General features: G+C 57.0%; 23 protein-coding genes. 9 read left to right on the top strand and 14 right to left on the bottom strand.

Annotated elements, in window-relative coordinates:
• The first annotated feature begins 36 nt into the window (after positions 1–36).
• Positions 37–891 carry a formyltetrahydrofolate deformylase gene (gene purU, locus SynBIOSU31_RS14470; protein ID WP_186491156.1) on the top strand — a complete coding sequence of 285 codons (855 nt, stop codon included), beginning with the start codon at positions 37–39 and terminating at the stop codon, positions 889–891.
• Complete coding sequence (locus tag SynBIOSU31_RS14465) at positions 888–2,171, top strand: O-antigen ligase family protein (protein ID WP_186491150.1); 1,284 nt, start codon at positions 888–890, stop codon at positions 2,169–2,171. The genes purU and SynBIOSU31_RS14465 overlap by 4 nt, the downstream gene beginning before the upstream one ends.
• Here SynBIOSU31_RS14465 and SynBIOSU31_RS14460 read toward each other — a convergent pair.
• The 3 genes from SynBIOSU31_RS14460 to acnB all read right to left on the bottom strand — a co-directional run bounded on the left by SynBIOSU31_RS14460 (position 2,119) and on the right by acnB (position 8,031).
• Positions 2,119–3,708 carry a B12-binding domain-containing radical SAM protein gene (locus SynBIOSU31_RS14460; protein ID WP_186493162.1) on the bottom strand — a complete coding sequence of 530 codons (1,590 nt, stop codon included), beginning with the start codon at positions 3,706–3,708 and terminating at the stop codon, positions 2,119–2,121. The genes SynBIOSU31_RS14465 and SynBIOSU31_RS14460 overlap by 53 nt on opposite strands.
• Positions 3,709–3,936: 228 nt before the next feature.
• Entirely contained in the window at positions 3,937–5,430 is a 1,494-nt protein-coding gene (locus tag SynBIOSU31_RS14455) for a ClC family H(+)/Cl(-) exchange transporter (RefSeq protein ID WP_186491148.1), read from the bottom strand.
• Positions 5,431–5,448: 18 nt separating this feature from the next.
• Positions 5,449–8,031 carry a bifunctional aconitate hydratase 2/2-methylisocitrate dehydratase gene (acnB, locus tag SynBIOSU31_RS14450; RefSeq protein ID WP_186491147.1) on the bottom strand — a complete coding sequence of 861 codons (2,583 nt, stop codon included), beginning with the start codon at positions 8,029–8,031 and terminating at the stop codon, positions 5,449–5,451.
• A 114-nt stretch (positions 8,032–8,145) separates the two neighbouring features.
• Here acnB and SynBIOSU31_RS14445 point away from each other — a divergent pair, with 114 nt between their 5' ends.
• Complete coding sequence (locus SynBIOSU31_RS14445; RefSeq protein ID WP_186493160.1) at positions 8,146–9,225, top strand: 3-deoxy-7-phosphoheptulonate synthase; 1,080 nt, start codon at positions 8,146–8,148, stop codon at positions 9,223–9,225.
• Between the two features lie 23 nt (positions 9,226–9,248).
• On the opposite strand, the gene SynBIOSU31_RS14440 is transcribed toward SynBIOSU31_RS14445, so the two are convergent.
• From SynBIOSU31_RS14440 to SynBIOSU31_RS14425, 4 genes are all read right to left on the bottom strand, one after another.
• A complete protein-coding gene (locus SynBIOSU31_RS14440) occupies positions 9,249–9,893 on the bottom strand; it encodes a diacylglycerol/polyprenol kinase family protein (RefSeq protein ID WP_255477279.1) in 645 nt (214 codons plus the stop codon).
• A 4-nt stretch (positions 9,894–9,897) separates the two neighbouring features.
• Complete coding sequence (locus SynBIOSU31_RS14435; RefSeq protein WP_186491146.1) at positions 9,898–10,917, bottom strand: RpoD/SigA family RNA polymerase sigma factor; 1,020 nt, start codon at positions 10,915–10,917, stop codon at positions 9,898–9,900.
• 178 nt (positions 10,918–11,095) lie between these two features.
• Positions 11,096–13,231 carry a polyphosphate kinase 1 gene (gene ppk1 / locus SynBIOSU31_RS14430; protein ID WP_186491145.1) on the bottom strand — a complete coding sequence of 712 codons (2,136 nt, stop codon included), beginning with the start codon at positions 13,229–13,231 and terminating at the stop codon, positions 11,096–11,098.
• 93 nt (positions 13,232–13,324) lie between these two features.
• Positions 13,325–14,596, bottom strand: coding sequence for an MFS transporter (locus tag SynBIOSU31_RS14425; protein WP_186491140.1), 1,272 nt, complete (start codon positions 14,594–14,596; stop codon positions 13,325–13,327).
• Here SynBIOSU31_RS14425 and SynBIOSU31_RS14420 point away from each other — a divergent pair.
• A complete protein-coding gene (locus SynBIOSU31_RS14420; RefSeq protein WP_186491138.1) occupies positions 14,595–15,062 on the top strand; it encodes a GNAT family N-acetyltransferase in 468 nt (155 codons plus the stop codon). The genes SynBIOSU31_RS14425 and SynBIOSU31_RS14420 overlap by 2 nt on opposite strands.
• On the opposite strand, the gene SynBIOSU31_RS14415 is transcribed toward SynBIOSU31_RS14420, so the two are convergent.
• Together SynBIOSU31_RS14415 and SynBIOSU31_RS14410 are read right to left on the bottom strand one after the other, a co-directional pair.
• Positions 15,023–16,114, bottom strand: coding sequence for an anthranilate phosphoribosyltransferase family protein (locus SynBIOSU31_RS14415; protein WP_370593640.1), 1,092 nt, complete (start codon positions 16,112–16,114; stop codon positions 15,023–15,025). The genes SynBIOSU31_RS14420 and SynBIOSU31_RS14415 overlap by 40 nt on opposite strands.
• 53 nt (positions 16,115–16,167) lie before the next feature.
• Positions 16,168–16,332 (bottom strand): cyanate hydratase, encoded by a 165-nt coding sequence (locus SynBIOSU31_RS14410; RefSeq protein WP_186491134.1) that lies wholly within the window; start codon positions 16,330–16,332, stop codon positions 16,168–16,170.
• A 163-nt stretch (positions 16,333–16,495) separates the two neighbouring features.
• On the opposite strand from SynBIOSU31_RS14410, the gene cynS reads away from it, so the two are divergent.
• A complete protein-coding gene (cynS, locus tag SynBIOSU31_RS14405) occupies positions 16,496–16,963 on the top strand; it encodes a cyanase (RefSeq protein ID WP_186491132.1) in 468 nt (155 codons plus the stop codon).
• Positions 16,964–17,036: 73 nt separating this feature from the next.
• Here cynS and SynBIOSU31_RS14400 read toward each other — a convergent pair whose 3' ends face one another.
• From SynBIOSU31_RS14400 to SynBIOSU31_RS14385, 4 genes are all read right to left on the bottom strand, one after another.
• Entirely contained in the window at positions 17,037–17,756 is a 720-nt protein-coding gene (locus SynBIOSU31_RS14400) for a HEAT repeat domain-containing protein (RefSeq protein WP_186491130.1), read from the bottom strand.
• A 22-nt stretch (positions 17,757–17,778) separates the two neighbouring features.
• Complete coding sequence (locus SynBIOSU31_RS14395) at positions 17,779–18,669, bottom strand: formate/nitrite transporter family protein (RefSeq protein WP_186493156.1); 891 nt, start codon at positions 18,667–18,669, stop codon at positions 17,779–17,781.
• A 320-nt stretch (positions 18,670–18,989) separates the two neighbouring features.
• Positions 18,990–20,531, bottom strand: a complete 1,542-nt coding sequence (locus SynBIOSU31_RS14390) for a ferredoxin--nitrite reductase (RefSeq protein ID WP_186491128.1) — start codon at positions 20,529–20,531, stop codon at positions 18,990–18,992.
• A 250-nt stretch (positions 20,532–20,781) separates the two neighbouring features.
• Positions 20,782–21,024: a hypothetical protein gene (locus SynBIOSU31_RS14385; protein ID WP_186491122.1), complete on the bottom strand. Its 243-nt coding sequence runs from the start codon at positions 21,022–21,024 to the stop codon at positions 20,782–20,784.
• A 27-nt stretch (positions 21,025–21,051) separates the two neighbouring features.
• Between SynBIOSU31_RS14385 and SynBIOSU31_RS14380 the strand changes: the two genes are divergently transcribed.
• Both SynBIOSU31_RS14380 and cobA read left to right on the top strand, forming a co-directional pair.
• Positions 21,052–21,711: a DNA mismatch repair protein MutS gene (locus SynBIOSU31_RS14380; protein WP_186491121.1), complete on the top strand. Its 660-nt coding sequence runs from the start codon at positions 21,052–21,054 to the stop codon at positions 21,709–21,711.
• Complete coding sequence (gene cobA / locus SynBIOSU31_RS14375) at positions 21,708–22,496, top strand: uroporphyrinogen-III C-methyltransferase (protein WP_186491120.1); 789 nt, start codon at positions 21,708–21,710, stop codon at positions 22,494–22,496. Before SynBIOSU31_RS14380 ends, cobA begins: the two co-directional genes overlap by 4 nt.
• A 3-nt stretch (positions 22,497–22,499) precedes the next feature.
• Here cobA and moaB read toward each other — a convergent pair whose 3' ends face one another.
• Complete coding sequence (gene moaB, locus SynBIOSU31_RS14370) at positions 22,500–23,015, bottom strand: molybdenum cofactor biosynthesis protein B (RefSeq protein WP_186491119.1); 516 nt, start codon at positions 23,013–23,015, stop codon at positions 22,500–22,502.
• A 61-nt stretch (positions 23,016–23,076) separates the two neighbouring features.
• Between moaB and SynBIOSU31_RS14365 the strand changes: the two genes are divergently transcribed.
• Together SynBIOSU31_RS14365 and SynBIOSU31_RS14360 are read left to right on the top strand one after the other, a co-directional pair.
• On the top strand, positions 23,077–23,340 hold the full coding sequence (locus SynBIOSU31_RS14365; protein WP_186491118.1) for a MoaD/ThiS family protein: 264 nt from the start codon (positions 23,077–23,079) through the stop codon (positions 23,338–23,340).
• Complete coding sequence (locus SynBIOSU31_RS14360) at positions 23,340–23,789, top strand: molybdopterin synthase catalytic subunit (RefSeq protein WP_370593722.1); 450 nt, start codon at positions 23,340–23,342, stop codon at positions 23,787–23,789. The genes SynBIOSU31_RS14365 and SynBIOSU31_RS14360 overlap by 1 nt, the downstream gene beginning before the upstream one ends.
• Positions 23,790–23,800: the final 11 nt, after the last annotated feature.

The following is a 23,800-nucleotide window of genomic DNA, read 5'->3' as shown; positions in this document are numbered from 1 at the left end:
GGGCGCAGAATCAACGTTCTCATCTCTCTGAGATCCTTGTCCTCCGCTTCGGTCATCCTTCAGCTGATCTGTCCTGATCGTCCGGCACTCGTGAGTGAGCTCGCCGGCTGGGTGGCTGCGAACGGGGGCAATATTCGACATGCTGATCACCACACCGATGTCGGTGCCGGTCTGTTTCTCAGCAGGATCGAGTGGGACCTGGAGGGTTTCGGTTTACCGCGCCAGGCGATTGCACCTGCAGCGGAGTCTCTGGCACAACGGCTCGGTGGTGAGGCTCAGCTGCACTTCTCTGATGAGCATCCCCGTGTGGCGATTCTGGTGAGCAAGCAAAGTCATTGCCTGCTTGATCTGCTCTGGCGGGCACGCAGTGGTGAATTGCCGATGCAGGTTCCCATCGTGATTGCCAATCACAATGATTTGGAGAGCAGCTGTAAGGAGTTCGGGGTCCCTTTTGTGCATGTGCCAGTGACCCGCGAGACCAAGGCTGAAGCTGAGCAGGCCATCCTTGAGCTGCTGATGGAACATCGGGTGGAGCTGGTGGTGCTGGCCAAGTACATGCAGGTGCTCAGCGGTACCTTCCTCGAGCAATTCCCCAATGTGATCAATATCCATCACTCATTTCTGCCTGCCTTTAAGGGTGCACAGCCCTATCACCGTGCCTGGGAACGGGGCGTGAAGTTGATTGGTGCGACCTCCCATTACGTCACCGAGGAACTGGATGACGGCCCGATCATCGAGCAGACCATCGCCCATGTGAGCCATCGCGATGAGGTGCAAGATCTGATTCGAAAGGGTCGCGACACCGAGAGACTGGCTCTGGCAAGGGCTCTGCGCCTTCATCTCTGCCGTCAGGTGATGGTCTATCGAGGCCGCACTGCAGTGTTCGCATGATGGTCTGGCTGGACCAGAACCGACCTTCACTGGCGTCTTCACGCGGTTGGCGTTGCTTTCAGCTCGGCCTGTTTCTGCTGCCATCGTCAGCTCTGCTTGGAAGTCTGTTGCTGTTCCCTGCGCTGTTGTTTGGCTGTGTTGGGCGTGAACGGTCCTGTTGGCGTGACCTCTGGAATGCCCCGCTGCTGGCGGCTTCAGGCCTGATGATCCTTGGTTGCTTTCAGGCCTACGACCAGGGACTCGCCTGGGTGGGGCTGGGCAACTGGCTTCCTTTTTTCTGGGGATTCTGGGGTTTTCAGCCCTACGTCATGAGTCGGGAGGCCCGGCGGCGCTCTGCCCTTTGGTTGGTGGCAGGCAGTGTCCCTGTGGTGGTGACTGGTCTCGGCCAACTCTGGTGGGGATGGCAGGGACCCTGGCAGCTGCTGGGTGGTTTGATCGTCTGGTTCATGGCAGCAGGTGGCCGTCCTGAAGGGCGTCTTTCCGGTCTGTTTGATTACGCCAACATTGCTTCCGCTTGGTTGTCCATGGTTTGGCCACTGACCCTGGCTGCCCTCGTTCAACAGGGGCTGAACCGCTGGCGTCGGTTCGTGGTCGTCATCCTGGCCGTGTTGTTGGTGGTGGCCTTGGTGCTCACGGAATCCCGCAATGGCTGGGGTTCACTGATGCTGGTGGTGCCTCTCGTTCTAGGTCCACCCAGCTGGCCCTGGTTGATTCCTCTGCTGGTGCTGGCGCTTTTGCCTGTGTTGCTGTCAGTGCTTCCAGGTGTGCCGCTGATTCTCCAGGATCCTGCTCGGTCGCTGGTGCCAGAGACTCTCTGGGCTCGCCTCAACGACAGTCAGTACGCGGGAGAGCGGGTTCTGGCTTCCACTCGCATTAGTCAATGGAACGTTGCTCTGCAATTGATTGCTGAACGTCCTTGGTTGGGTTGGGGAGCAGCAGCGTTCTCGGCGATTTATCCACTTCGCACCGGTCAGTGGCATGGCCATGCCCACAATCTGCCGCTGGAGTTGGCCATCGGTCATGGCCTCCCGGTGGCGTTTCTGCTTTTGGGCTTCGTCTTAGCCCTGTTGGTGGTGAGCCTGCGTCGAGGACTCTCAGGACTGTTTGACCGGGCCTGGTGGACAGCGTTCTTCGTGCTGATGGTTTTGCATGGAACGGATCTGCCCTTTTTTGACAGTCGAGTGAACATCGCCGGGTGGATTCTGCTCGCGGGTCTGCGAGCGTCCTTCAGTCCTGAACTGTCGGTGCGGCTTCAGCCAGAGAAAGCTTCTGATGCTTGAGCAAGGTCTTTTGTCCCAGCGGGCCGTTGAGGTGGTCCCAGGGCAGCACAACGTCTTCACCCCAGTTGTCGTGCACCACCTGTTCCCATGGGGGAGGCAAAGGTAGATCTATCCCACCACTTCTGGCCCCCGGCAGTTCTCCTGCTCTGCTGCTGCGATAAGCCTTCTTCCAGCCCCCGAGGCTTTCCTGTGATCCTCGGACTGCGGCAATCACCGGAGCCAAACGGCGGTCACTGCGAGAGAGCAGAGCTTGGATCACACTCCAGCCGTAACTTTCGGGTCGCAGATCAATTCCTTTTGGTTTCAGTCGTTTGGCCAGCCGTTTAAGGCGTTTGTCGGCTTCAGGTCTCACGCCCTGCCATTGGAAAGGCGTCTGAGCCTTGGGGACAAAGGTGCTCACACCCAGGGTGAAACGCAAGCCAGGGGTGGTTTTCTTGAGTTGAAGCAGCAGATCTGCCGTTGATTCCACATCCTCATCCTGTTCACTGGGCAGTCCAACCATTCCGTAGAGCTTGAGGGCACGCAGACCCCCTTCCTTGGCATGGCGCGCAGCGGCGCTGATCTCCTCGTTGCTCAGCTTTTTGTTCACCACCTCGCGCATGCGTTCGCTGCCGCTTTCGATGGCGATCGTCAGTGATTTACTGCCGCGTCTGGCCAATCCGCTCGCAAGTTCAGTCGTTACGGTGGCTGCCCGCACCGAACTCACACTCAGGCGAACGTCATCAAAGCGGTCATGACCAAGCCAGCTCAATAGCTCTGCGAACTGTGGATGCTGCGTCACTGATGCACCAAGCAGTCCCAGCCGGCGCGTTGCGACAAGACCTTTCTCGACGGCAGGAATCAGGCCGTCGTCAAGAGAGGGAGTGCGGAAGGGAAGGGTGAGATAGCTGGCCAGACAGAAGCGGCACAGTTCTGGGCAGCTGCGCACCACCTCCACCATGTGGATATCGGGCCAGGCGGATTCGGGAGTGATCACCGTTGAATGGCTGAGGCTGTTGCCACGCCAGGTCTGCTTGCTGATCGTTGGTGGCAGATCTGTCTCGATGGGGTCAATGCTTTGTAGACAGCCGTCGTTTCCGTAGCGCGGGGCGTATAGCGATGGCACGTAAATCCCGGGGACCTGAGCCAGCCGCCGCAGACGGACGGATCGTGATTCAGTCCGGACCTCCTGAAGAGTGTCGATGAAGCTGGGCAGCAGTTCTTCGCCGTCTCCCAGAAGAATCACATCGAAAAAGGGAGCCAGCGGTTCGGGGTTCGCAGTCAGCACAGGACCACCCCCGAACACGATTGGATCCTGATCCGATCGTTGCTCGCTCCAGATAGGTATCCGTTGCTGCTCCAGTAGATCAAGCAGAACCGGACCATCGAGTTCCCAGCTGAGGGAGAGTCCGAACAGATCGCATTGTCGATGAGGTGGATCGCTCTGGTCGGTGAACAGCCGCCGCACATCCAGATCGGACCGCATGGCCAGAGTCGCCCACACGATTTGATATCCGAGGCTGGTGATTCCCACTGTGTAGGTGCTGGGAAAAGCCATCACCGCACGCAGGGCTCCAGTTTCCGGCACAGCCGGATCAAACAGCAGCGTTTCCTGGTTCAGGAGAGCTTGAGCTTCAGATAGTCATCCTGAAGGATCAAGGATTCAGATGCTCCAGCCGATGCCATCGACGCTGTAGCCCCGCGACGTGAAGAACTGCTCATCACCGGCGGCAGCAGAAACACCGAAGGCGCCTGTTGAGCTTCCTAGCCATGGAATCAAGTGCCCCTATGGATCAGGTGGATTGGCTTTGTTTTTTGGAGGCGTTGATGGTTTGGGAGCATCAAACTTCCGGCGTCGAACGGACCCCTCCCAAGCGTGGTGGATGCCACCACGCCGTTCTCTGCGCGCATCCAGGTGGTCCTCTTCCAACAGCTCCATACCCAGCTGGCGCTCATAAATTGATCGGTCATCAAATAGACGTGCCACGAGGAAGCTGGCCAGGCAAGCCACCAGGATCGGCTTGAGAATCAGCAGATCCTTGGTGAGCGCGAAGGCCAGGAACATGGCCGTAATTGGCGTGCGTGAACAGCTCGCTACGAAGGCACCCATGCCGGCGAAGACATAGGTGCTTGGAACGTGTCCGGTGAGCGCTTCCACCCAGATGCCGCAGGCCAGACCGATGGCGCCTCCAAGAGTGAGCATCGGGTAGAACAAGCCTCCTGGAGCTCCTGATGCAGCAGCCAGACCGGTGCTGAAGAAGAGCACGATGAAGGTGCCAAGCGCCATGGGGATATCGGCCTTGCCATCAGCAATCAGGTGCTGCAGCCCTTCAAGGTTGTGAAAATCTCCAGGTAGAAAGGCGTACACGGCCCCCAGCACGCCACCACTGATCACCATGCGCAGCACTAGGTGATCGCCGAACCAGGCATTGCCTTTGCGTTGCATGGCGAGCACATAGCGGCAGTAGAGCTCCGCCAGAACCCCAACCACCACACCAAGCCCGATCAGGTAGCCAAGATCAATTGGCAGGAAGTTCACCAGTGGTGTGTATTCCCGCTCCAGCTGGAATCCCTGCGTTGCATCGAGGCCACCACCGCTGGAATTGAGGCCTGCCAGACCCAGCACATCTGCCCAGGCATCGGCCCAGAAGGTGGTGACAATCACCAGCAGCAACACCACCGGTCTGGCGGAGTGCAGCAATTCCTCCACGGCGTAGACGAAGCCTCCGATGGGGGCACTGAACACCGCTGCGATACCGGCTCCGCCACCGGCGGCCACGATCATGCGGCGAAAGGCCACAGGTGCTTTCAGCCAGCGGGCCATCTGCCATGCCACCGAGCCGCCCATCTGAACCGCAGGCCCTTCCGGGCCGAGAGGGAAGCCGCTGCCGATGGCCACGATTCCAGCCACCAGCTTCACGAGGCCCACCTGCAGCCCCATCGGCACCGCCCGGTGTTTCAGGAAACCCATGATGTGGGTGATGCCTGAGCCGCCAGCGGCTGGGGCCAGGTAGGCCACCATCAGCCCTGAAATCAGGCCGCCCAGGGCTCCGAGTCCAGGCAAAACAGCCCAGGCCGGTAGATCCGCCAGCAGTTCCAGTCGCCAGCCACTCAAGACTTTGATGCCGGCCTTGAACAGCACACCGGTCAGGGCAGCGCCCAGGCCAGTGAGCATCAGGGCCAGCACCACAACCCACCAGCGTCGCTCAAGCAACCGCCGGATGCTGCGGCTGGAGCCCAGCTGGTGGCGGCGTTGTTTTAGTTCACTGAGAGCGACCATTGCGTTGCCTGTCGGGGGTTAGGCCCCGGCGAGCATCTGAGCCTCCTCATCCGCACTGATAACCCGACCCTGATCCTCGAAGCCGTTGATCTGATCAAAATTCAGATAGCGGTAAAGCTCGTCGGAAAGAGGGTCGATCTTTGCTGAGGCGATGCTGCGGTAGTCGTCGGCTGTAGGGATCTGGCCCAGCTGGGCACAGACCGCTGCCAGTTCGGCGCTACCGAGGTAAACCTGGGCGCCTTTGCCGAGGCGGTTGTTGAAGTTGCGAGTGCTGGTGGAGAACACGGTGGTGTCGTCTTCGACCCTGGCCTGGTTGCCCATGCACAGGGAGCAGCCTGGCATTTCCATGCGTGAGCCGGCTGCTTCGAAGGTGGCGTAATAACCCTCGGCCTTGAGAGTTTCCTCATCCATGCGGGTGGGAGGGCAGACCCAGAGTCGGGCCTTGTTTTCACCGGCTCCCTCCAGCACCTTGGCCGCGGCCCGGTAATGGCCGATGTTGGTCATGCAAGAGCCGATGAAGACCTCCTGCACCGGCGCTCCAGCCACCTCGCTGAGCAGCTTTACGTTGTCGGGATCGTTCGGGCAGGCCACAACGGGTTCGGTGAGTTCGTTGAGGTTGATCTCCAGCACCTCGGCGTATTCGGCATCGGCATCTGCGCTGAGCAGCTGGGGATTGGATAGCCACACCTCCATCTCCTTGATGCGGCGGGCCAGGGTGCGTGCATCGCTGTAACCACGCGCAATCATGTTCTTGAGCAGGGCCACGTTGCTGCGCAAGTATTCGCTCACCGTGTCCTCGGAAAGCTTGATCGTGCAGCCGGCACAGGAGCGCTCGGCGCTGGCGTCGGTGAGTTCAAAGGCCTGCTCGAGCTTCAGATCAGGGAGGCCTTCAATCTCCATGATCCGGCCATTGAACAGATTCTTTTTGTTGGCTTTCTCGACTGTTAGTAGGCCGCGTTGAATGGCAACCCAGGGAATGGCGTTCACCACATCGCGCAGGGTCACACCGGGCTGCAGAGAGCCGCTGAATCGCACCAGAACTGACTCAGGCATGTCGAGCGGCATAGCGCCAATGGCCGCGGCGAAAGCCACAAGGCCTGATCCGGCCGGGAAGGAGATGCCCAGTGGAAAGCGGGTGTGGCTGTCACCGCCGGTGCCCACCGTGTCGGGAAGAAGCATGCGGTTCAGCCAGCTGTGGATGATGCCATCGCCGGGCCGCAGCGCGACGCCGCCGCGCTGAGCGAAGAAATCGGGCAGGTCCTTCTGGGTCTGAAGATCTACAGGCTTGGGATAGGCGGCGGTGTGGCAGAAGCTCTGCATCACCAGGTCGGAGGAGAAGCCCAGGCAGGCCAGCTCCTTCATTTCGTCCCGGGTCATCGGCCCGGTGGTGTCCTGGGAGCCGACTGTTGTCATCAGCGGTTCGCAGCTGGTGCCTGGGCGCACACCGGTGAGGCCGCAGGCCTTGCCCACCATTTTTTGCGCGAGGGTGAAGCCCTTGCCGGTATCCACCGGAGCGCTGGGGCGGATGAACAGCTCGGAGGGCGGCAAACCAAGCTTTGCGCGCACCTTGTCGGTGAGGGCTCGACCGATCATCAGCGGAATGCGGCCACCAGCGCGCACCTCATCACTGATCGTGGCTGGCTTCAGATCGAAGCGGCTCACCACCTCACCATCCCGTTCGATCGTGCCTTGGTAGGGCCGAATGGTGATGACATCACCGGTGTTCAGACCAGTTACATCACATTCGATCGGCAGTGCGCCCGAGTCTTCCGCGGTGTTGAAAAAGATGGGAGCGATTTTTCCGCCCAGAATTACCCCGCCGGCTCGCTTGTTCGGGACATGTGGAATGTCATCGCCCGTGTGCCAGAGCACCGAGTTGATGGCGCTCTTGCGGGAACTTCCTGTGCCGACAACATCGCCTACGTAGACCACGGGATGTTTACCCTGCTTCAGCGTTGTGATGGTCTGAAGGCCTTCAGGGTCTCGGGTCTCCAGCATTGCCAGGGCATGCATGGGAATGTCCGGACGGGTCGTGGCATGGGTTGCTGGAGAGAGATCATCAGTGTTGGTTTCACCTTCGATCTTGAAGACAGTCACGGTGATGGACTCAGCCAGCTCCGGTTTGGAGGTGAACCATTCCGCTGCTGCCCAGCTGTCCACCACCTGTTTGGCGAAACGGTTGTCTGCCGCCAGCTCCATCAGTTCGTTGAAGGCGTCGTACACAAGCAGGGTGCGGCTCAGGCCCTCAGCGGCACATTCAGCCAGCTCTTCATTGCTGTGTTTCAGCAGCTCTATTAGGGCGGCCACGTTGTAGCCCCCCACCATCGTTCCAAGCAGACGGATCGCTTCCAGCGGTGACACCAACGGGCTGGTCGCTTCGCCCTGCGCCACAGCACTCAGCCAGGTTGCCTTCACGTAGGCGGCTTCATCCACCCCGGGTGGAATGCGTTCACTCAGCAGATGCAGCAGTTCCTGCTCTTCTCCAGCAGGCGGGTCCTGCAACTGCTCCGTAAGCGCTTTGGCCTGGCTGGCATCGAGTGGCAGCGCTGGGATCCCCTGAGCCAGGCGTTCTGCAGCGTTCTCGCGGTAGGTGCTCAGCATCGGAATCGGCGCAGGAACGGCAAACGCACTTCATTCTCCTGCGTCACCGTTCCCTGCTGACGTCATGCGCTCTGAAGCAGCTTGCGTAACGTGACCTCATTTATTGCTCAGGGCATGACCACCACTCACGATCTGCATGTGGTGGATACCCTGCCACTGGTTTCACCGGCATTGCTGCACGGGGATTTTCCTGCCGACGCCAGGGCCACTGAAACCGTCGCAACCGCCAGACATCGCATCCAGGCCATTCTCCGGGGAGAGGACCACCGCTTGCTTGTGATCGTTGGCCCCTGTTCCGTGCACGACGTGGATGCGGCCCTTGACTACGCCCGCCGTCTCGCTCCCCTGAGGGCCCGTTATGCGGGGGAACTGGAGGTGGTGATGCGGGTTTATTTCGAGAAGCCTCGAACGACCGTGGGCTGGAAAGGATTGATCAACGATCCCCACCTCGATGGTTCTTACGACATCAATACCGGATTACGGATGGCGCGTTCTCTGCTCCTGGATCTCGCCCGGGACGGCATGCCCACTGCGACGGAATTGCTGGATCCAGTGGTGCCGCAGTACATCGCCGACTTGATCAGCTGGACTGCGATCGGTGCCCGCACCACAGAAAGTCAGACCCACAGAGAGATGGCCTCAGGTCTTTCGATGCCTGTGGGCTACAAGAACGGCACCGACGGCAGTGCCACCATCGCCATCAATGCGATGCAGTCAGCCTCCAGTCCCCATCATTTTCTCGGGATCAACTGCGAAGGGAATGCGTCCATCGTGAGCACCACCGGTAATCCCTATGGCCATCTGGTGTTGAGGGGAGGGAACAGCGGTAGTAACTACCACCTGGAGGCGATTCAGGAGGCATGCACGGAATTGGCTGGAGCTGGTCTCCCGGATCGTTTGATGGTCGACTGCAGTCATGCCAATTCCAATAAGGATTATCGCCGCCAGGGCGAGGTTCTCCGGGCTGTGGCTGCTCAAGTGCAGAAGGGATCAACCCTTGTCATGGGTGTGATGCTGGAAAGCCACCTGGTCGAAGGCAATCAGAAAATCAGTGCTGATCGCTCTTCACTCACTTACGGACAGAGTGTCACCGATGCCTGCATCAGTATTGAAGCAACGGCCGAGTTGCTCGCTGAGCTGGCTGAATCCGTGAAGAAAGCTGGCACTCCTGCCTCAGGGATTCCTGCGTCTTGAGTTGTAAGGGAGGTGGCGGCCGTTTAAACGGTCATCCATGTCCAGCACAGGCCTACTGCTAACGGCACACTGAGGTTGTCGATTCCCCAGCGCCCCCATTGCTCGAGGCCGACGGCCAGAGCACAGACAGCGATCAGACGCAGGGGATGCAGAGGACTCTGACTGATCAGCACCAGCAGGAACAACACCAACGCCGTGACCAAGCCCATCGTGAGGGTGCCAGCGACGGACTTCCGCTGTTGCCATACGGTCCAGCTTGGCGATGTCATGCCACGACCAACAAGCCCCGCCAGCCCATCGGCAAAGGCCATCACCAGCACACCAGCACAAACAGCAACCGCTTGGTCGGGCCAGAACAGGAGCAGCAACAGACTGATCGCCAGACCATACGCCACGGTTCCGTAGCTGTTGCGGTCGACATCCTCAACAGCGGGCAGAAGTTGTATGCGGTGATTGACGGCCGTGATCACGGTGACGACGAGGGCCACCGGTACGGCAATCGAGGCTGGAATTGCGAGCCACCAGGCCAGAAGAACGATCGGGCCGGTGCCGATGTGCACGATCTTGCGACTCAGTTCCTGTTGTTCCGGCCATCGCTTTCGACAGATCACAGCTGCTGAGAGCACCAGCAGCATCCAGATGCCGATGATCAGTAGGGACGTGAGCAAAAACTCAGGCCGCCTGCTGATGGTTGGTCATCACACGCAACTTCAAGATGGCTTTGGCTTCTAGTTGTCGTACTCGTTCGCGCGACACATTGATCTGACGTCCGATTTCAGCAAGCGTCAGTGGCTCGGCTCCATCAAGTCCGAAGCGCAATTTGAGGATTTTTTGTTCACGCTCATTCAGCTGAGAGAGCCATCCGCCGAGGTGCTCCTTCTGAATGCTGCGATCCATTCCCTCCATTGGCTCAGCACCATTGGGGTCAGGAATCAGTTCGCCGAGAGTGCTGCGATCTTCTTCGCCACGGGCATGGGCATCAAGGGATGCGCAGGGTGCGCTCTGGGCGATGAGGTCTTCGAGATCGCGAGGTTCGATTCCCATCGCGTTCGCCAGTTCCAGTCGGTTCGGTTGACGACCGAAGCGATGTGAGAGCTCACGCGTGATGCGGCGCATCTTGGAGAGCTTTTCGCTGATGTGAATCGGCAGGCGAATGGTGCGCGCGCTGTTGTCAATGGCGCGAGTCATGCCCTGGCGAATCCACCAGTAGGCATAGGTCGAAAACTTGTAGCCCATGGCAGGGTCGAACTTGTCCACGGCCCGCTCCAGGCCGATGGCTCCTTCCTGAACCAGATCGAGCAATTCCAGGCCCTGGTTCTGATACTTCTTGGCAACGCTCACGACGAGTCGGAGGTTGGCGGCCATCATCCGATCTCGGGCACGTTTGCCCATGCGAATGCGGTGACGTTGCCTAGGAGTGCGTTCCTCCTCAGCCGTCTCCAGCAACTCTTTCATCGCTTGCACATGATGAGCAAGCTCGATTTCTTCGGCTGCAGTGAGCAGCGGAACGCGACCAATACTGCTCAGGTAATAACCAATCGAGTCAGTGGCCAAGCGCCCGCTTTGACGTGTTGAACGACTGGAAGATGAGCGTGAACGTGTACTGCTGTCGCGACGACCAGTGGTCGGCAACACAGGTTCTGATGAAGCAACTTTTTGAGTTGCTCCTTCAGATTCCAGAGGGATCCCCATCACCCTGGCCTCCTGAAAATTAGATTTGGGGAAAATTTAGCACCCAAAGCAAAAAGTGAGCTGATTAAATCGAAAGTTTTTACGAATCAATGATGCGGTGTTAAGTCTCGTGGATCGAATATGAAATAAAGACAAAAAGCACAATTTCCCCGTATCGATGAACACGGCTCTCGATGGTTCAGTTTTTCGCGAGCAGTCCTGTTCTCCAGGTTTCAATCAGGTTCAGCTGAGAATTACGTTCTGCACCTTCTGGATGGCGCTGTCTGAAGGATCCATCGGTTTGCATGTCGAATGATCCACGGTTGTCTTCGAGATAGATCTGCATCAATCGTTCCAGTTGCTCTCGAAGTGCTGGCTCTTCAACCGGGGTCACGGCCTCAACGCGTCTGTCCAGATTTCTGGGCATCCAATCTGCGCTACCGATGTAAACCTCGGGTTCGTCGTGATTGGCGAACCAGAACAGGCGTGAGTGTTCCAAAAAGCGACCGATGATGCTCACTACGCTGATGTTGTCGCTGACTCCCTCGCGTCCGGGGTACAGGCAGCACATCCCGCGGACGATCAGTTCGATTTTCACACCTGCCTGTGAGGCTTCGTACAGCAGGGCAATGATGCTGGGATCCACCAGTGAATTCATCTTGGCCCGGATATGCCCACCACGGTCGTTCTGCGCGTGTTCAATCTCACGACGAATCAGATGTTCCATGCCTTTGCGCAGTGAAACAGGTGCAACCAGTAATTTTCGGAACTCCTGTTGTTTGGAAAACCCGGTGAGGTAATTGAATAGCTCGACCAGATCCTGGCCGAGCTCGGGTCGTGCCGAAAGCAGGCCTAGATCGGTGTAGAGACGTGATGTCTTCGAGTTGTAGTTGCCAGTGCCGATATGGACATAACTGCGAAGACGTTCTTTTTCCTTGCGCACCACCAGCACGATCTTGGTGTGAGTTTTCAGGCCCAGAACTCCATAGACAACATGCACTCCTGAGCTTTCCAGGTGCTTGGCCCACTGGATGTTGTTGTCTTCGTCGAAGCGTGCCTTGAGCTCCACCAGTGCCATCACCTGTTTGCCGTTTTCCGCAGCGCGGATCAGCGCGGCAATAATTGGTGAATCCTTGGAGGTGCGATAGAGGGTCATCTTGATCCCCATCACCAGCGGATCATCAGCGGCCTGGTTGATGAACTCCTCCACGGATGTGGAGAACAGGTCATAGGGGTGATGTAGCAGCACATCACGGCGGCGGACTACCGAGAAAATGCTTTCGAACTCCTCCTCTTTGATGGAGCCGTCTTCGAGCATGTTGCGCTGGGCGCGACGCAGAACCGAAGGTGTCTGGCCCGAGTGGGACTCGTTCTTGAGATTGGCTAATGGAATTCCCATCAGACCGAACAGATCGTCGAGGCCTAGAGGCCCGTCAACCCTGTAGAGATCAGCTTCCTCAACGGACATGCCCTCCATCAGCATCTCGACGACGTCCTGTGGCATCCCCTCGGCGACCTCCAGCCGCACCACTTCGCCACCCATGCGTCGCTTTCTCAGGCCCTGTTCAATGGCGATCATCAGATCGTCGGCTTCCAGGTCGCGCAGTTCCAGATCTGCATCTCTGGTGACGCGGAAGAAGTAGTGCCCTTCGATGCTCATGCCGGGGAAGAGAAGACCGAGGTTGAAGGCCACAACCTGTTCCAGAGGAACAGCTGTATGAACAGGTTCTGATTGCTCACCTGCAAGGTCGGTGGGGATGGCGACGAAGCGGGGCAGGATTGTCTGGGGCACTTTGACGCGTGCGAGCAGACGTTGACCGGTTTCGGGGTCATCAATCAGAGCCGCCACATTCAGGCTGAGGTTGCTCACGAATGGAAAGGGATGAGCCGGATCCACCGCCAGGGGGGTCAGCACAGGAAAAATCGCTGTCTGGAAGTAGTTGTCGACCCAGAGTCGCTGACGTTCGTTCAGTTGTTCGTAATCGAGCAGATGGGCGCCATGGTTCTGTAGTTCACACCTGAGCTGACTGCGGTAATGCTCTTGCTGCTGTTGAAGCAAAGGTGTGAGATGTTCTCGTATCGCCTGCAGCTGTTCCAGTGGCGTGCGGCCGTCCTCACTGCGCTTGTCGATGCCGGCTTCTACTTGGGCCTTGAGGGAGGCCACCCTCACCATGAAAAATTCGTCGAGGTTGTTGCTGAAGATGGCACTGAATTTGGCCTGTTCCAGCAAAGGGGTGCGTTCATCCAGAGCCTGAATCAGCACTCGCTTGTTGAAGGCGATCCAGCTGAGCTCTCGGTTGATGTAGAGGTCGGTGGAAAGAACGTTGTCACTCATCGGGTGACCAAGTGTGCATGAACCGATCCGCGAAACGTAGCAATCGTCGAGAGGACGAACTGCAGTTCGACCGATGTTCCGAAGCTGGCTGGTTCATTGCGTTCTGGAGGGCAGCGGGCTGCCTCCCACCAGCAGCATCACCATGATCAGCAGACAGGCACTGCCAACGAAAGGACTGATTTGTCCTAAGAGGTCGTAGCTGAGTCCGGCCAGGGGTGGTCCTAGGAAACTCCCCAGGCTCTGCAAGGCCTGAAGACTGCCCAATGCCGTGCCCTGGCCCTCGGAGTCAAGGCGGCGAGACACCAGGCTGCGCAGGCTGGGGGTCACCAATCCTGTTCCTGTGGCGAGGATGGCCACGGAACTGAACACGCCGAGCTGTGCTTGTTCAGGAGATGTCGAGGGAATCAGCAGGCATCCAAGGATCACCAAGCCCAGACCGATCAGGGTCAGTTTCCATTCCCCGAGTTGTTTCACGAGGGGACCGATCAGGCCTCCCTGCACCACGGTGGCCACCACACCCACAATCAGGAAGGCGGTCGTGGCGAGCTCTGGTCCCCAGTCGAAGCGCTGTTTGAAATAGAGCACCAGGATGGCGGTGAAGCCGTTGAAGGCCAGAAAGAACAGGAAGAAGCTGAGACAGAGTCGTCCGACAGCGGGGTTGCCAATCACCTTGGCGATCTGGGCAAAGGGGTTGAGGTCTCGTTTGCGCGGCATGGCTTGGCGCGCCGAGCGGGGATGGGTCTCAGGAAGCAAACCCAGCACCACCAGCAGGTTGAACAGGGCGAAACCGGTGGCCACCCAGATCGGCACGGTCACGTTGATTCGGGCGAGCTGTCCTCCCACGAACGGTCCGATGATGAAGCCGAGACCAAAGGCCACACCGATCAAGCCGAAAGCGCGTGCCCGTTGTTCCTCCGGAGTGATATCAGCCAGCACCGCTCCAGCGGTGGCTGCTGTTCCGCCGCTCACACCATCGATGAGGCGAGCGCCGAACAGCAGCACGAGCGGCAAAGTGGCGCCTTTGGGCCAGTCCATGCTCACGGTGAGGGCGAACAGGCCCAGACCCAGCACCGAGCCTGCAACGCAGGTGGCGATCACTGGCCGGCGGCCGAAGCGATCACTGAGGGCTCCGATTAGGGGTGTGGCAGCAAACTGCGCGAGTGCGTAGCTGCCGGCCAGCAGTCCCAGTGTGCGCCCATCGGCGTTGAAGCTCGCCAGCAGGAACGGCAGCAGTGGGAAGACGATGCTTTCGCTGAGTCGGTCATTGAGCAGCGTCAGAAAGGCGCTGAGCAGAGTGGGGACACGTGGTTGCTGCAAGGCAGCCGCTGGGCAGGTGAGACTCACATTCCCATAGGCATCGGCCATGGCCCTGCGATTGATCGTTCCAGCCGATGAGAACCTCCTGCGGGAGATCTATGCCGATGCCATTGAAAGTCAGGGCCCACAGCTGTATTCGGATCAGCAGGTGATGTCCTGGGCAGCACTCGCCTGGTTGCCGGGTGTGTTGGATCAAACTTTGAAGGAGGGCTCCGGATGGATCAGTGGCGAGGATGCCGCCTTTGCTATTCGGCATCCACAGGACCGGCTTGCCCTTCTGTATTGCCGGGGCCGGTCGGCACGTCAGGGCCACGGCAAAGCGCTCCTAGAGAGACTTGAAGCTGATGCGATCGCGGATGGCGTCAGATCTCTGCGCACCGAAGCCAGTCAGTTCAGTCGCCCGTTGTTCGAGCGTTACGGCTGGAGAGTTGTTGCTCCAGAAACAATCACAATCGCTGGAGTGTCTTTTGAGCGTTATCTGATGCACAAAGCACTTGGCAGGCTGCGCAGTTGATCGAGCTGATCTAGGGCCCGACCTTGTTCCAGCACTGTGGTGGCCCTCTCAATCCCCGAGTCAAGACTCTCGCTTAGGCCAGCATTCCAGAGATAGGCACCCGCATTCCAGCGCAGAGCTTCGCTGAGCGGACCACGGTTGCTAAGCGCCTCGAGGGCCTGGCTCTTCCAGGCGCTTTCCGAAGACCATTCGATGTCTGCGTTGTGGCATCCGTGATCGCGGGGGTGAAGGATCAGACGTTCAGGCTGACCATCGCGGACTCGGGCCGTGATGCAGGCCCGACCGATGGGAAGGTCTGTTCCTCCTTCGAGGCCTTTCACAGTGAGCAGGTCGGTTTCGCCGGCGAGCCTGAGCGCTTCCCAGGCCCGGCTTTCGGTTGGTGGGTGTACGAACCCACTCACCAGAAGGTGGTCTCCCTGGTGAGCAGTCCATAAGAGCTCGAGGCTGGCCACCGGTGGCCGTTTGCCCAGCTGCTCGCGGTAATCAATCAGTGTTTCCGCGATCGCGAAATGATCCGATTGATGGATGAGCGCGAAGCCATGCGTGTTGAACCCTTCCTGAACGCTGCTGAGGGGCAGTCCACCCAGATTCAGACCCAAGAGGCGGAAGAGCTCGAGGGCTGTGATGCCGTATTTGATTGGCATGCGGTCACCCCCCTGAAGGACGACCGGTTGACCGCAAGCCACCAGCACCAGGCTGGTGAGTGGATAGATGGGCGCAGTTCTTGACCGACCGTCAAATGGCATGCCGAAGCAGAGCGGTCTTCTCTGATCCGCAGGGCTGTGAACAACGGGCCCCAACGATCGATAGGTGTCGAGCATGCCGGTGAGCTCTTGGGGCTCCGGCCGGCGAATGCGGTGGGCAATCAGGAAAGCGCCAATCTGTGCCGGTGTGGCCTCCTCCCTGAGCATGAGTGCCATTGCATCGGCAGCCTCTTCTCGACTCAAGCCCTTGCTGGTGTGTTCGCCGCTCCCGACTTTGCGCAGATGCTGTTTGAAGCGTTCACGACCGTTGCAGACATTGTTTGCCAAGGGCTGCAGCGGTCTCTTCATGCAGTGTTCTGCAGTGAGGTCACTCTCGGCGGTAGCGATTGCTACTGATCAACTCACGCGAGTACGGAAAGTCCATCGAAGCTTCCGTGCTGTGGATGGCTGGTGTTGTGGCGACCATCGGCGTAATAGAGGCGCTCAAGCACCAAGCTTGTGGTGAAGCTTGAATTTTGATTCTGGCGATTCAGCAGTGTGGCGAGAGTGCGGAAAAGAGTGTTCATCGATCACACGTTCGTTGAAACCAATAGAGCAGTTCTGAATTCATCAGGATGTAGTCAATGCATCCAAAATAAGTTTTGATTTTGGTCGTCTTTGTAGCTGTTTTCTGGTGTAAGTCGCGACAATATTTTTCCGTTTCTAGTGCTTTTTATGACTGTTTCGCCCATGTCCACGCCATCACTTGCAGCCCCTTCGCCGGCTACATTGACTGCCTCGTTGATGGCTGCCAAAAAAGCGAAGGGAATGAGTTTCGCCGATCTTGAGGCGGCTCTTGGGCTTGACGAAGTGTGGATTGCCTCTCTGTTCTATGGACAGGCCACAGCCTCTACTGTTGAGGCGGAGAAGCTGGCGTCCTTGTTGTCCTTAGACCCCGCTATTACAGCTGCAATTCAGGAGTTTCCGACCAAAGGCAGCCTTGAGCCGGTGATTCCAACCGATCCCCTGATTTATCGCTTTTACGAGATCATGCAGGTGTATGGCATGCCGCTGAAGGATGTGATTCAGGAAAAGTTTGGCGATGGAATCATGAGTGCTATCGATTTCACCCTGGATGTGGACAAAATTGAAGACCCGAAGGGTGATCGTGTTCAGATCACGATGTGCGGAAAGTTCCTTCCCTATAAAAAGTGGTAATCATCCATTTGATTTAGCTTTAAATCAATCTCATACAGCTCTCCAGCCCGATATTGGTCGGGCTTTTGTTTGCTCAGATTCGAAATTGCTGCTGCAACTGTTGGCAGGCAAGTTGTTTTCGTGACTCACTGCTGAGCGTTTCACTAAGCTCTTTCAGGTATCGCTGACTAATCGGAGTTGCAATGCAGCCAAGGGCCCGGAAAGCTGCGGCAGCGACATCGTCGGATCCGGTTTTACATAGATTCGATAAGTGTTCGCTGATGATTGCGCCATCTCTGCGTTGCAACACTCGAATTGCGGCAATTACCACTGGATCCCGGAAATCGCTAAGGGCTTCAGTGCAGAACTTGAGCAATTCGTCGTCACTCAGGCTGTGAGATCGGAAACCCACTAACTGCAATCCCGCCAAGCGATGATTTTGACCGGGGTGATGCAAGCACTCCTGCACTACATGTGCTGGAACATCTGCACCCCAGCAAGACAAGGCCTCAAGGATGCAAAGATTGACTTCAGCTAATTCAGAGCTGTTTTTCAGTTGATCAAGCAGCCAGTCCCTCGCTCCTGGCTGGTGGCACAGTCCAGCTGCCAGGACAAGATCGGGAAGTGCTCCATGCCGCTGAATCAATCGTTCAATGATTGGCCAGCCTTGTTCAGCCAGCATTCCAAGTTTTTCGCAGAGAGCACGGCGAAGTTCAATTGAAAAACAGGGCGAGTAAACCTTCTCCAGCCATTCGGGCTCAAGTGGAGCACGTCGTGATTTTGAAAGCCGCTCCCAGAAAACGGCTTCATTCACTGGTTGAGACACAGAACGTCAGTCAGCGGGCGCCGAGTTCAGCGGCCAGTTCGCGTTCCAGTTTGTCATCGTGCTCGCTTGGCAGCACGTTTCCAATGTTGGTGCGGTGGGTGCTGTAGAAGAGCATTCCGATAAAGACCATGCCGCCAATGATGTTGCCAATGGTGACGGGCAGGAAGTTCCAGAAAATGCATTTCCAGTAGGGAACTCCAGAACCAAGGATTGGTCCTGCGGTGTGTAAGAACTGGTTCACCACGATGTGCTCCATGCCCATCGATTGGAAGGCTGTGATTGGCAGCCAGCACGCCAGAATCTTTCCAGGAACACTTTTACTGACCAGGGCCATCGTCACACCCAGACAAACCAGCCAGTTGGCGATTAAGCCTCGAACAATGGCCAGGAAGAAGCCAAGAGACTGAAGATTCTCATATTTGACAACAACATTGGCTTTATTTAGCCCGATGATTTTTGCAGCGACCTGTTGCCACATCCCGCCACCCTCAGCAGCTGATGCTGGGTCAACAGTTCCTCCACTTGTAAGGCTGATGGCCATCAGAACTGCCACAACAGCAGTTCCGATCCAGTTTCCCAACCACACCCAGCACCAATTTCGGAAGGTGGCTCCCCAGGTGCTTTTGCCAGCCCAGGTGGCCATTGGTAGCAGGGCAAAGTTGCCCGTGACTAACTCCATGCCAAACAGAACGATGCTGGCGAAACCGAATGGGAAGAGCAGCGAGCCAAGCCATGGTTGCCCACTTTTAAGCCCCACAGTGAGTGCAAGGATCACGGCCAGGCCGAGGATTGCTCCTGAATAAAATCCCCTAAGCAACAGGTTTTTGACACTGACGGTGGATTTTTTGCCGCCGGCACCGATCATGCCGTCGACAAGTTCGTTGGGAAGTACGTAGTCCATCTGTGAAGCAGTCACACTCATGATTTCAATGTGTTTGATGGGGGATGAGATGAGGTGGTTGATGAAGTGCCGAGGCCAATAGTTAACCGCTGATCTTGTTCATCAATTTGGAAAACGCATCCCGTTCATGTTCTGCGCGTAAAATGGGTTGTTTGTCTTGGCCAGCTTTTGTAAACCAGTTAACTAGCTTTGAGAAGAAATCACTGTTGCTGGTCATAAAAACAATTTCGTAAGGTTGGCATGTGATCAGCTTGGCTGTGATGGCTTCAAAAAGTCGGCACCAGCACTGCATAATCATTGATCTGCTTAGCTATTTGAATTTATTTTCGCGGCTTTGCACCAAATCTCTCAATCAGAACTTCGCGAAGAACCTCTTTGATGTTTTCAGCCGGAATGGCCTTCTGATGTAATTCACCCACAGTTGGATTGGGTCCTTGGGATCCACCCAGAGTCATCGTGTATCCATCATCTGTTTTGCCCTCACTGTTTTTGGCTTTGGCTCCTGTTAAGCCAATTGCACCCATGTAGGCCTGACCGCAACTGTTGGGGCAACCTGTCCAGTGAATCTTTAATTCCTCAGGTAGATCAAGCTCCTGATCGAGTTGTTTGGCCGCGGCCAAGGCTTGATCCTTGGTGTTGGTGAGTGCAAATCCGCAATAGGTACTTCCTGTGCAAGACACAGTACCTGCCGAAATGGCGCCAGGATTGAGTGGAAACCGCTGAAGCAGTGGATCACTTTCAAAGGCTTCGACCTGTGCTTGCGGTAGTCCAACGATGATCACGTTCTGATCTTCGGTTAGCCGTACTTCTCCACTTCCGTAGGTGATGCTCGCTGTAGCTAAGTCATGGAGATCCTGAGCTGTCAGTCGACCAACCGGAACGTGCAGTCCAGCAAACACTAGTCCGTCCTGTTTCTGCGGATGAATGCCGTAGTGCGATCGGGGAGTGGTGTTAAAGACTGACCCGGGATCAGGTGTTAGCGGTCCGAATTGTTCTTCAACTTGATCGCGGAAGTTGTCGTGACCAACTTCATCGAGATACATTCTGAATCGACCTTTAGGGCGCTTGTTGCGCTCTCCATTATCTCTCCAGAGGCGAATCACAGTATCTGTCATCCGGCAAATGTCTTCTGGCTTGACCCAGGCATTCATGGGAATGGCATAGGCATTCTTCTGTGAGGAAAGAATGCCGCCAATCCATATGCCGAAACCCATCACACCATCTTTTTCAACGGGGTGGAAGGCAATGTCATTATGAAGAAGGAAATTGTCTTTTGCACCGGCAACTGCCGTATTCCATTTTCTGGGAAGATTGGAATATTCAGGATTGCCCTTATGGTGATTGGTTAAAAAGTTTTCAAGTTCATCTGTGTAAGGCCTGGTGTCAAGGATTTCATTGGGATCAATCCCCGCGATTGGGTTTCCGGTGACATTGCGAGGATTATCGAAACCCGACTGGATCGTACTCAGATCAGCTTCTTCAAGGCGCTTGAGGATTTCCGGTAGGTCACCAAGAAGCACTCCCCTCAGTTGCAGGTTTTGCCTGGTGGTGATGTCACAACTGCCATTATCGCCGTAGCGCTCAACAATGGAGCCGACAACTCGCAATTGTTGAGCTGAGAGCACACCGTTAGGAACACGCAGGCGCAGCATGAATTTTCCGGGTGTTTTAGGCCGCCAAAACATTCCATACCATTTGAGTCGAAGTTGAAGGTCAGTTTCATCAACCTGCTCCCACCCCATTTCAGCAAATTTCTCAATTTCGCTACCGACCAATAGACCATCTTTGGCCGACTTGTTTTGTTCGATTTTATTCAGCTTCTTGCCATCCAGATATGGCCTGGAAGGAGAGCTAGTCGTCATGATCTTGTCGAGCGAGGGGCGAATGATTGGTCACGAAATGCTGCTTATCAATCAAAGGGTTCAGATGACCTGCGCTTCAAAAAGAAAATGAGCGCTTTCGCGGCATTTAAGAGTCTTGTCTGGTGACTGTCGGTAGTGGATCAAACAATTTCCTCAGTTGATTCTTCAATCCAGCTGGGATGAACGAATTTGTGACTGTGGCTACAACTCATCCATCTGATGTAGCCCTAGAAGGCTGCCTTTCGCGGGCTCAGTATTGACGTCCAACTTCGCCGATCATTCGGATGGCCCCATAACGAAGCATTTGCCAGACTCGTTTCATTGCGGCGAAATCCCGGTCGAGCTCGGTTTTGAACTGGCCGTGTCTCCGGTGACTGCTGCGTCTTTCATCGGAATGCGGATCAACCCTTTCAGAGCGATAGCTTTGAACAGCGTTGTCTCGCTTGTACCGTCCTTCAGAGATAGTGCGATTGGTGTACGGACGACGCGGCATGGCAGCTGGAGGAATGACAATCCACTGATGACAGCAGTCAGTTCGAGTATCGATCCGTGGCCATTGCTACGGAACAGCGATTTGGGTTGTCAGCGAGCGATCAGGTTGGTTGTGCATGGGCGTTCCGGTGGTGTCGTGCCTGAATCGCTGATCGAATTTCATCGGGCACTCCAGCAGCGTCGTCAGGCTCCTGTACAGCTGGAGGTACTCACTGCAGATTCACCACCAGTGAGTCCCGAGCAACCGAGTTGGTTGGTCCCCTTGTTGTTGTGGCCGGGGTCCCACGCGCGTGCGGATGTGCCTGAGATCAAAAATCGAATGCAGCGTGAAGGTGCCGAAGTCTCGCTGCTTCCTTTTCTTGGTTCCTTGCAGTGGTGGTGGACTCTTGTTGCTGAAGCGCTTCAGCCCTTTGCTGCTCAGGGCTCGGTTCTGGTTCATCACCCATTGAGTTCCGAAGAGGCCGATCGTTTCCTTCTGGAGTTGTCCCAGCGCATGGGGCTGCCGTTGCTGTCCTTCGACGATTGGTCTGACTATCAGAAAAGCCATCCCGAGGCTCACCCACTGATGCTTGCGCTGGCCCCCAATCGCATGACGGAGGCACTGAGCGAGGCTGGAGGTCTTCCACCGCTTCTAGACCTAGCTCTGATTCGTCAGGGCCTGATCGACTTGCTTGCCGCTCTGCCGTGACGACTGCTGAACTCACCGGAACCGTTTATCTCGTCGGTGCAGGCCCTGGAGACCCCGATCTACTCACCGTGAGGGCTCATCGCCTGTTGGGTCGTTGTGACGCTTTGGTTTACGACTCTCTGGTTCCTCGGGAGGTTCTTGATCTGGTGCCCGAGAACTGCGAACGTCATTTCGTGGGCAAGCGACGTGGGCATCATTCCGTACCGCAGCCAAGCACCAATGCAGTGCTGGTGAAGCTGGCTGCTCGTCACCGCTGCATTGTGCGTCTCAAGGGCGGGGATCCCTTTCTGTTCGGACGCGGTGGTGAGGAAGCTGCGCATCTGGTGAAACACGGCGTTTCGGTTCAGGTGGTGCCAGGGGTGACCGCTGGAATCGCCGCACCCGCCTACGCCGGGATTCCTGTGACACATCGTCGAGCCGGTTCTTCCGTCACCTTTGTGACCGGTCATGAGGAGATCGACAAGCGCCGCCCCAGTGTGAATTGGCGTTCACTGGCCACAGCCAGTGATGGTCTGGTGATTTACATGGGCCTGCACAACCTGCCGAAGATCGCTGCTGAGTTGGAGGCAGGTGGTCTCAGTGCGGAGACCCCAGTGGCTGTGATTCAGCAGGGGACTGTGGCCGGGCAGCGTTGTCTCAAGGCGACTCTCTCTGACGTGGCAGCGCGCACCCGCAGTGAAGGCTTTGCCTCCCCCTCCGTGATTGTGGTTGGAGATGTGGTGAAGGAGCAGGTGGAATCCTGTGCGCCACAGCCGGCCGATGTCACCATGCCGATCCCGTTCTGATCTTCAGGTTGGTGGCTGATGTGCGGATTCCTTTAGCCGTGATTTGAGCTGCGCCAGATTGCAGGGGCGGGTTTCGCTGTTCAGCTGGGCTGAGATCAGTCGCTCCCAGGCTGTGGTGACGGCATCCTGCGATCCAGGCAGAACGAAAATGAACGTACCGTTGGCCACTCCGGCGAGGCAGCGACTCTGCAGGCTGCTTGTGCCGATGGTCTGGAACGAGAGCATCCGGAACAGTTCACCGAACCCATCGATGGTCTTGTCCAGCAAGGGGCCGATCGCTTCAGGGCTGCCGTCGCGTCCCGTCAGGCCTGTGCCGCCGGTGGTGAGCACCACGTCAACGGCTGAATCGGCGATCCATTGGCTGACGAGCGCTCGAATCTGATAGCGGTCGTCGGGACAGATTGAACGAGTCTGCAATTGATGACCGGCATCGATCAGTCGTTGTTGAAGCAGATCTCCGCTCGGGTCGTTCTCCAGGGTCCGACTGTCTGAAATCGTCAGCAGGGCAATGGACAGCACGCAGCGTTGATTGAGGTGTGATCGACAAACGCTAGAACCGTGATGGTTTCGTATGGCACGGATGAACCAGAGGCAACCCGATGCGCCACATTCGGTGAAGGTGTTGTTGTTTGCCTCACTGCGGGACCAGGCGGGTTGGTCTGATCGTTGTGTTGCACTGCATGCGCCGGCTGTGCAGACAGCCAGAGAGATCTGGAATCAGCTTGAACTGGGTGACTTACCCCAGGTGGTGCTTGTTGCCATCAACCAGGACATCGTCAGCGCCGACCACCCAGTGCAAGCGGGCGATGAACTGGCTTTTCTGCCGCCGTTTACCGGAGGTTGATTGTGGGAACGAAGCCGGTTGACCTTGAGATTGTCATTGCTGAGCAACCCCTTTTGGGTTTCTCACAGCTCGACGGCTGGTTGCGTTCCCAGAGGGATGCCGCCACAGCGATGTTCATGGGCCGCGTGCGCGACGTTGCCATGGATGGGCGACCGCTGGAGGCCCTTGAGCTCAGCCACTATCCAGGATTGTGCGAGCGTTTGATTGAGGTTTCTACCCGCGAACTGCTGGAGAAACACGATGCCCGTGCTGCGCTAGTGCTGCACCGTGTAGGTCGGTTGCTGCCCGGCGAGCTGATTGTTTTGGTGGCGATTAGTGCTGATCGACGTGGGCCTTCACAACGCTGCTGCACCGAGTTGCTTGAGGCGCTAAAGCATGACGCTCCTTTCTGGAAGCGGGAATGGAGCCATGGCGTGGGCACCTGGTTATCGGAGAACACACCGCTGTGACCCTGAGGGCT

Origin of the sequence: Synechococcus sp. BIOS-U3-1, assembly GCF_014279975.1 — a bacterium.
Classification (GTDB): domain Bacteria; phylum Cyanobacteriota; class Cyanobacteriia; order PCC-6307; family Cyanobiaceae; genus Synechococcus_C.
Note: the sequence above shows the minus strand (reverse complement) of the source record. Positions and strands in the feature narration are given on the sequence as shown.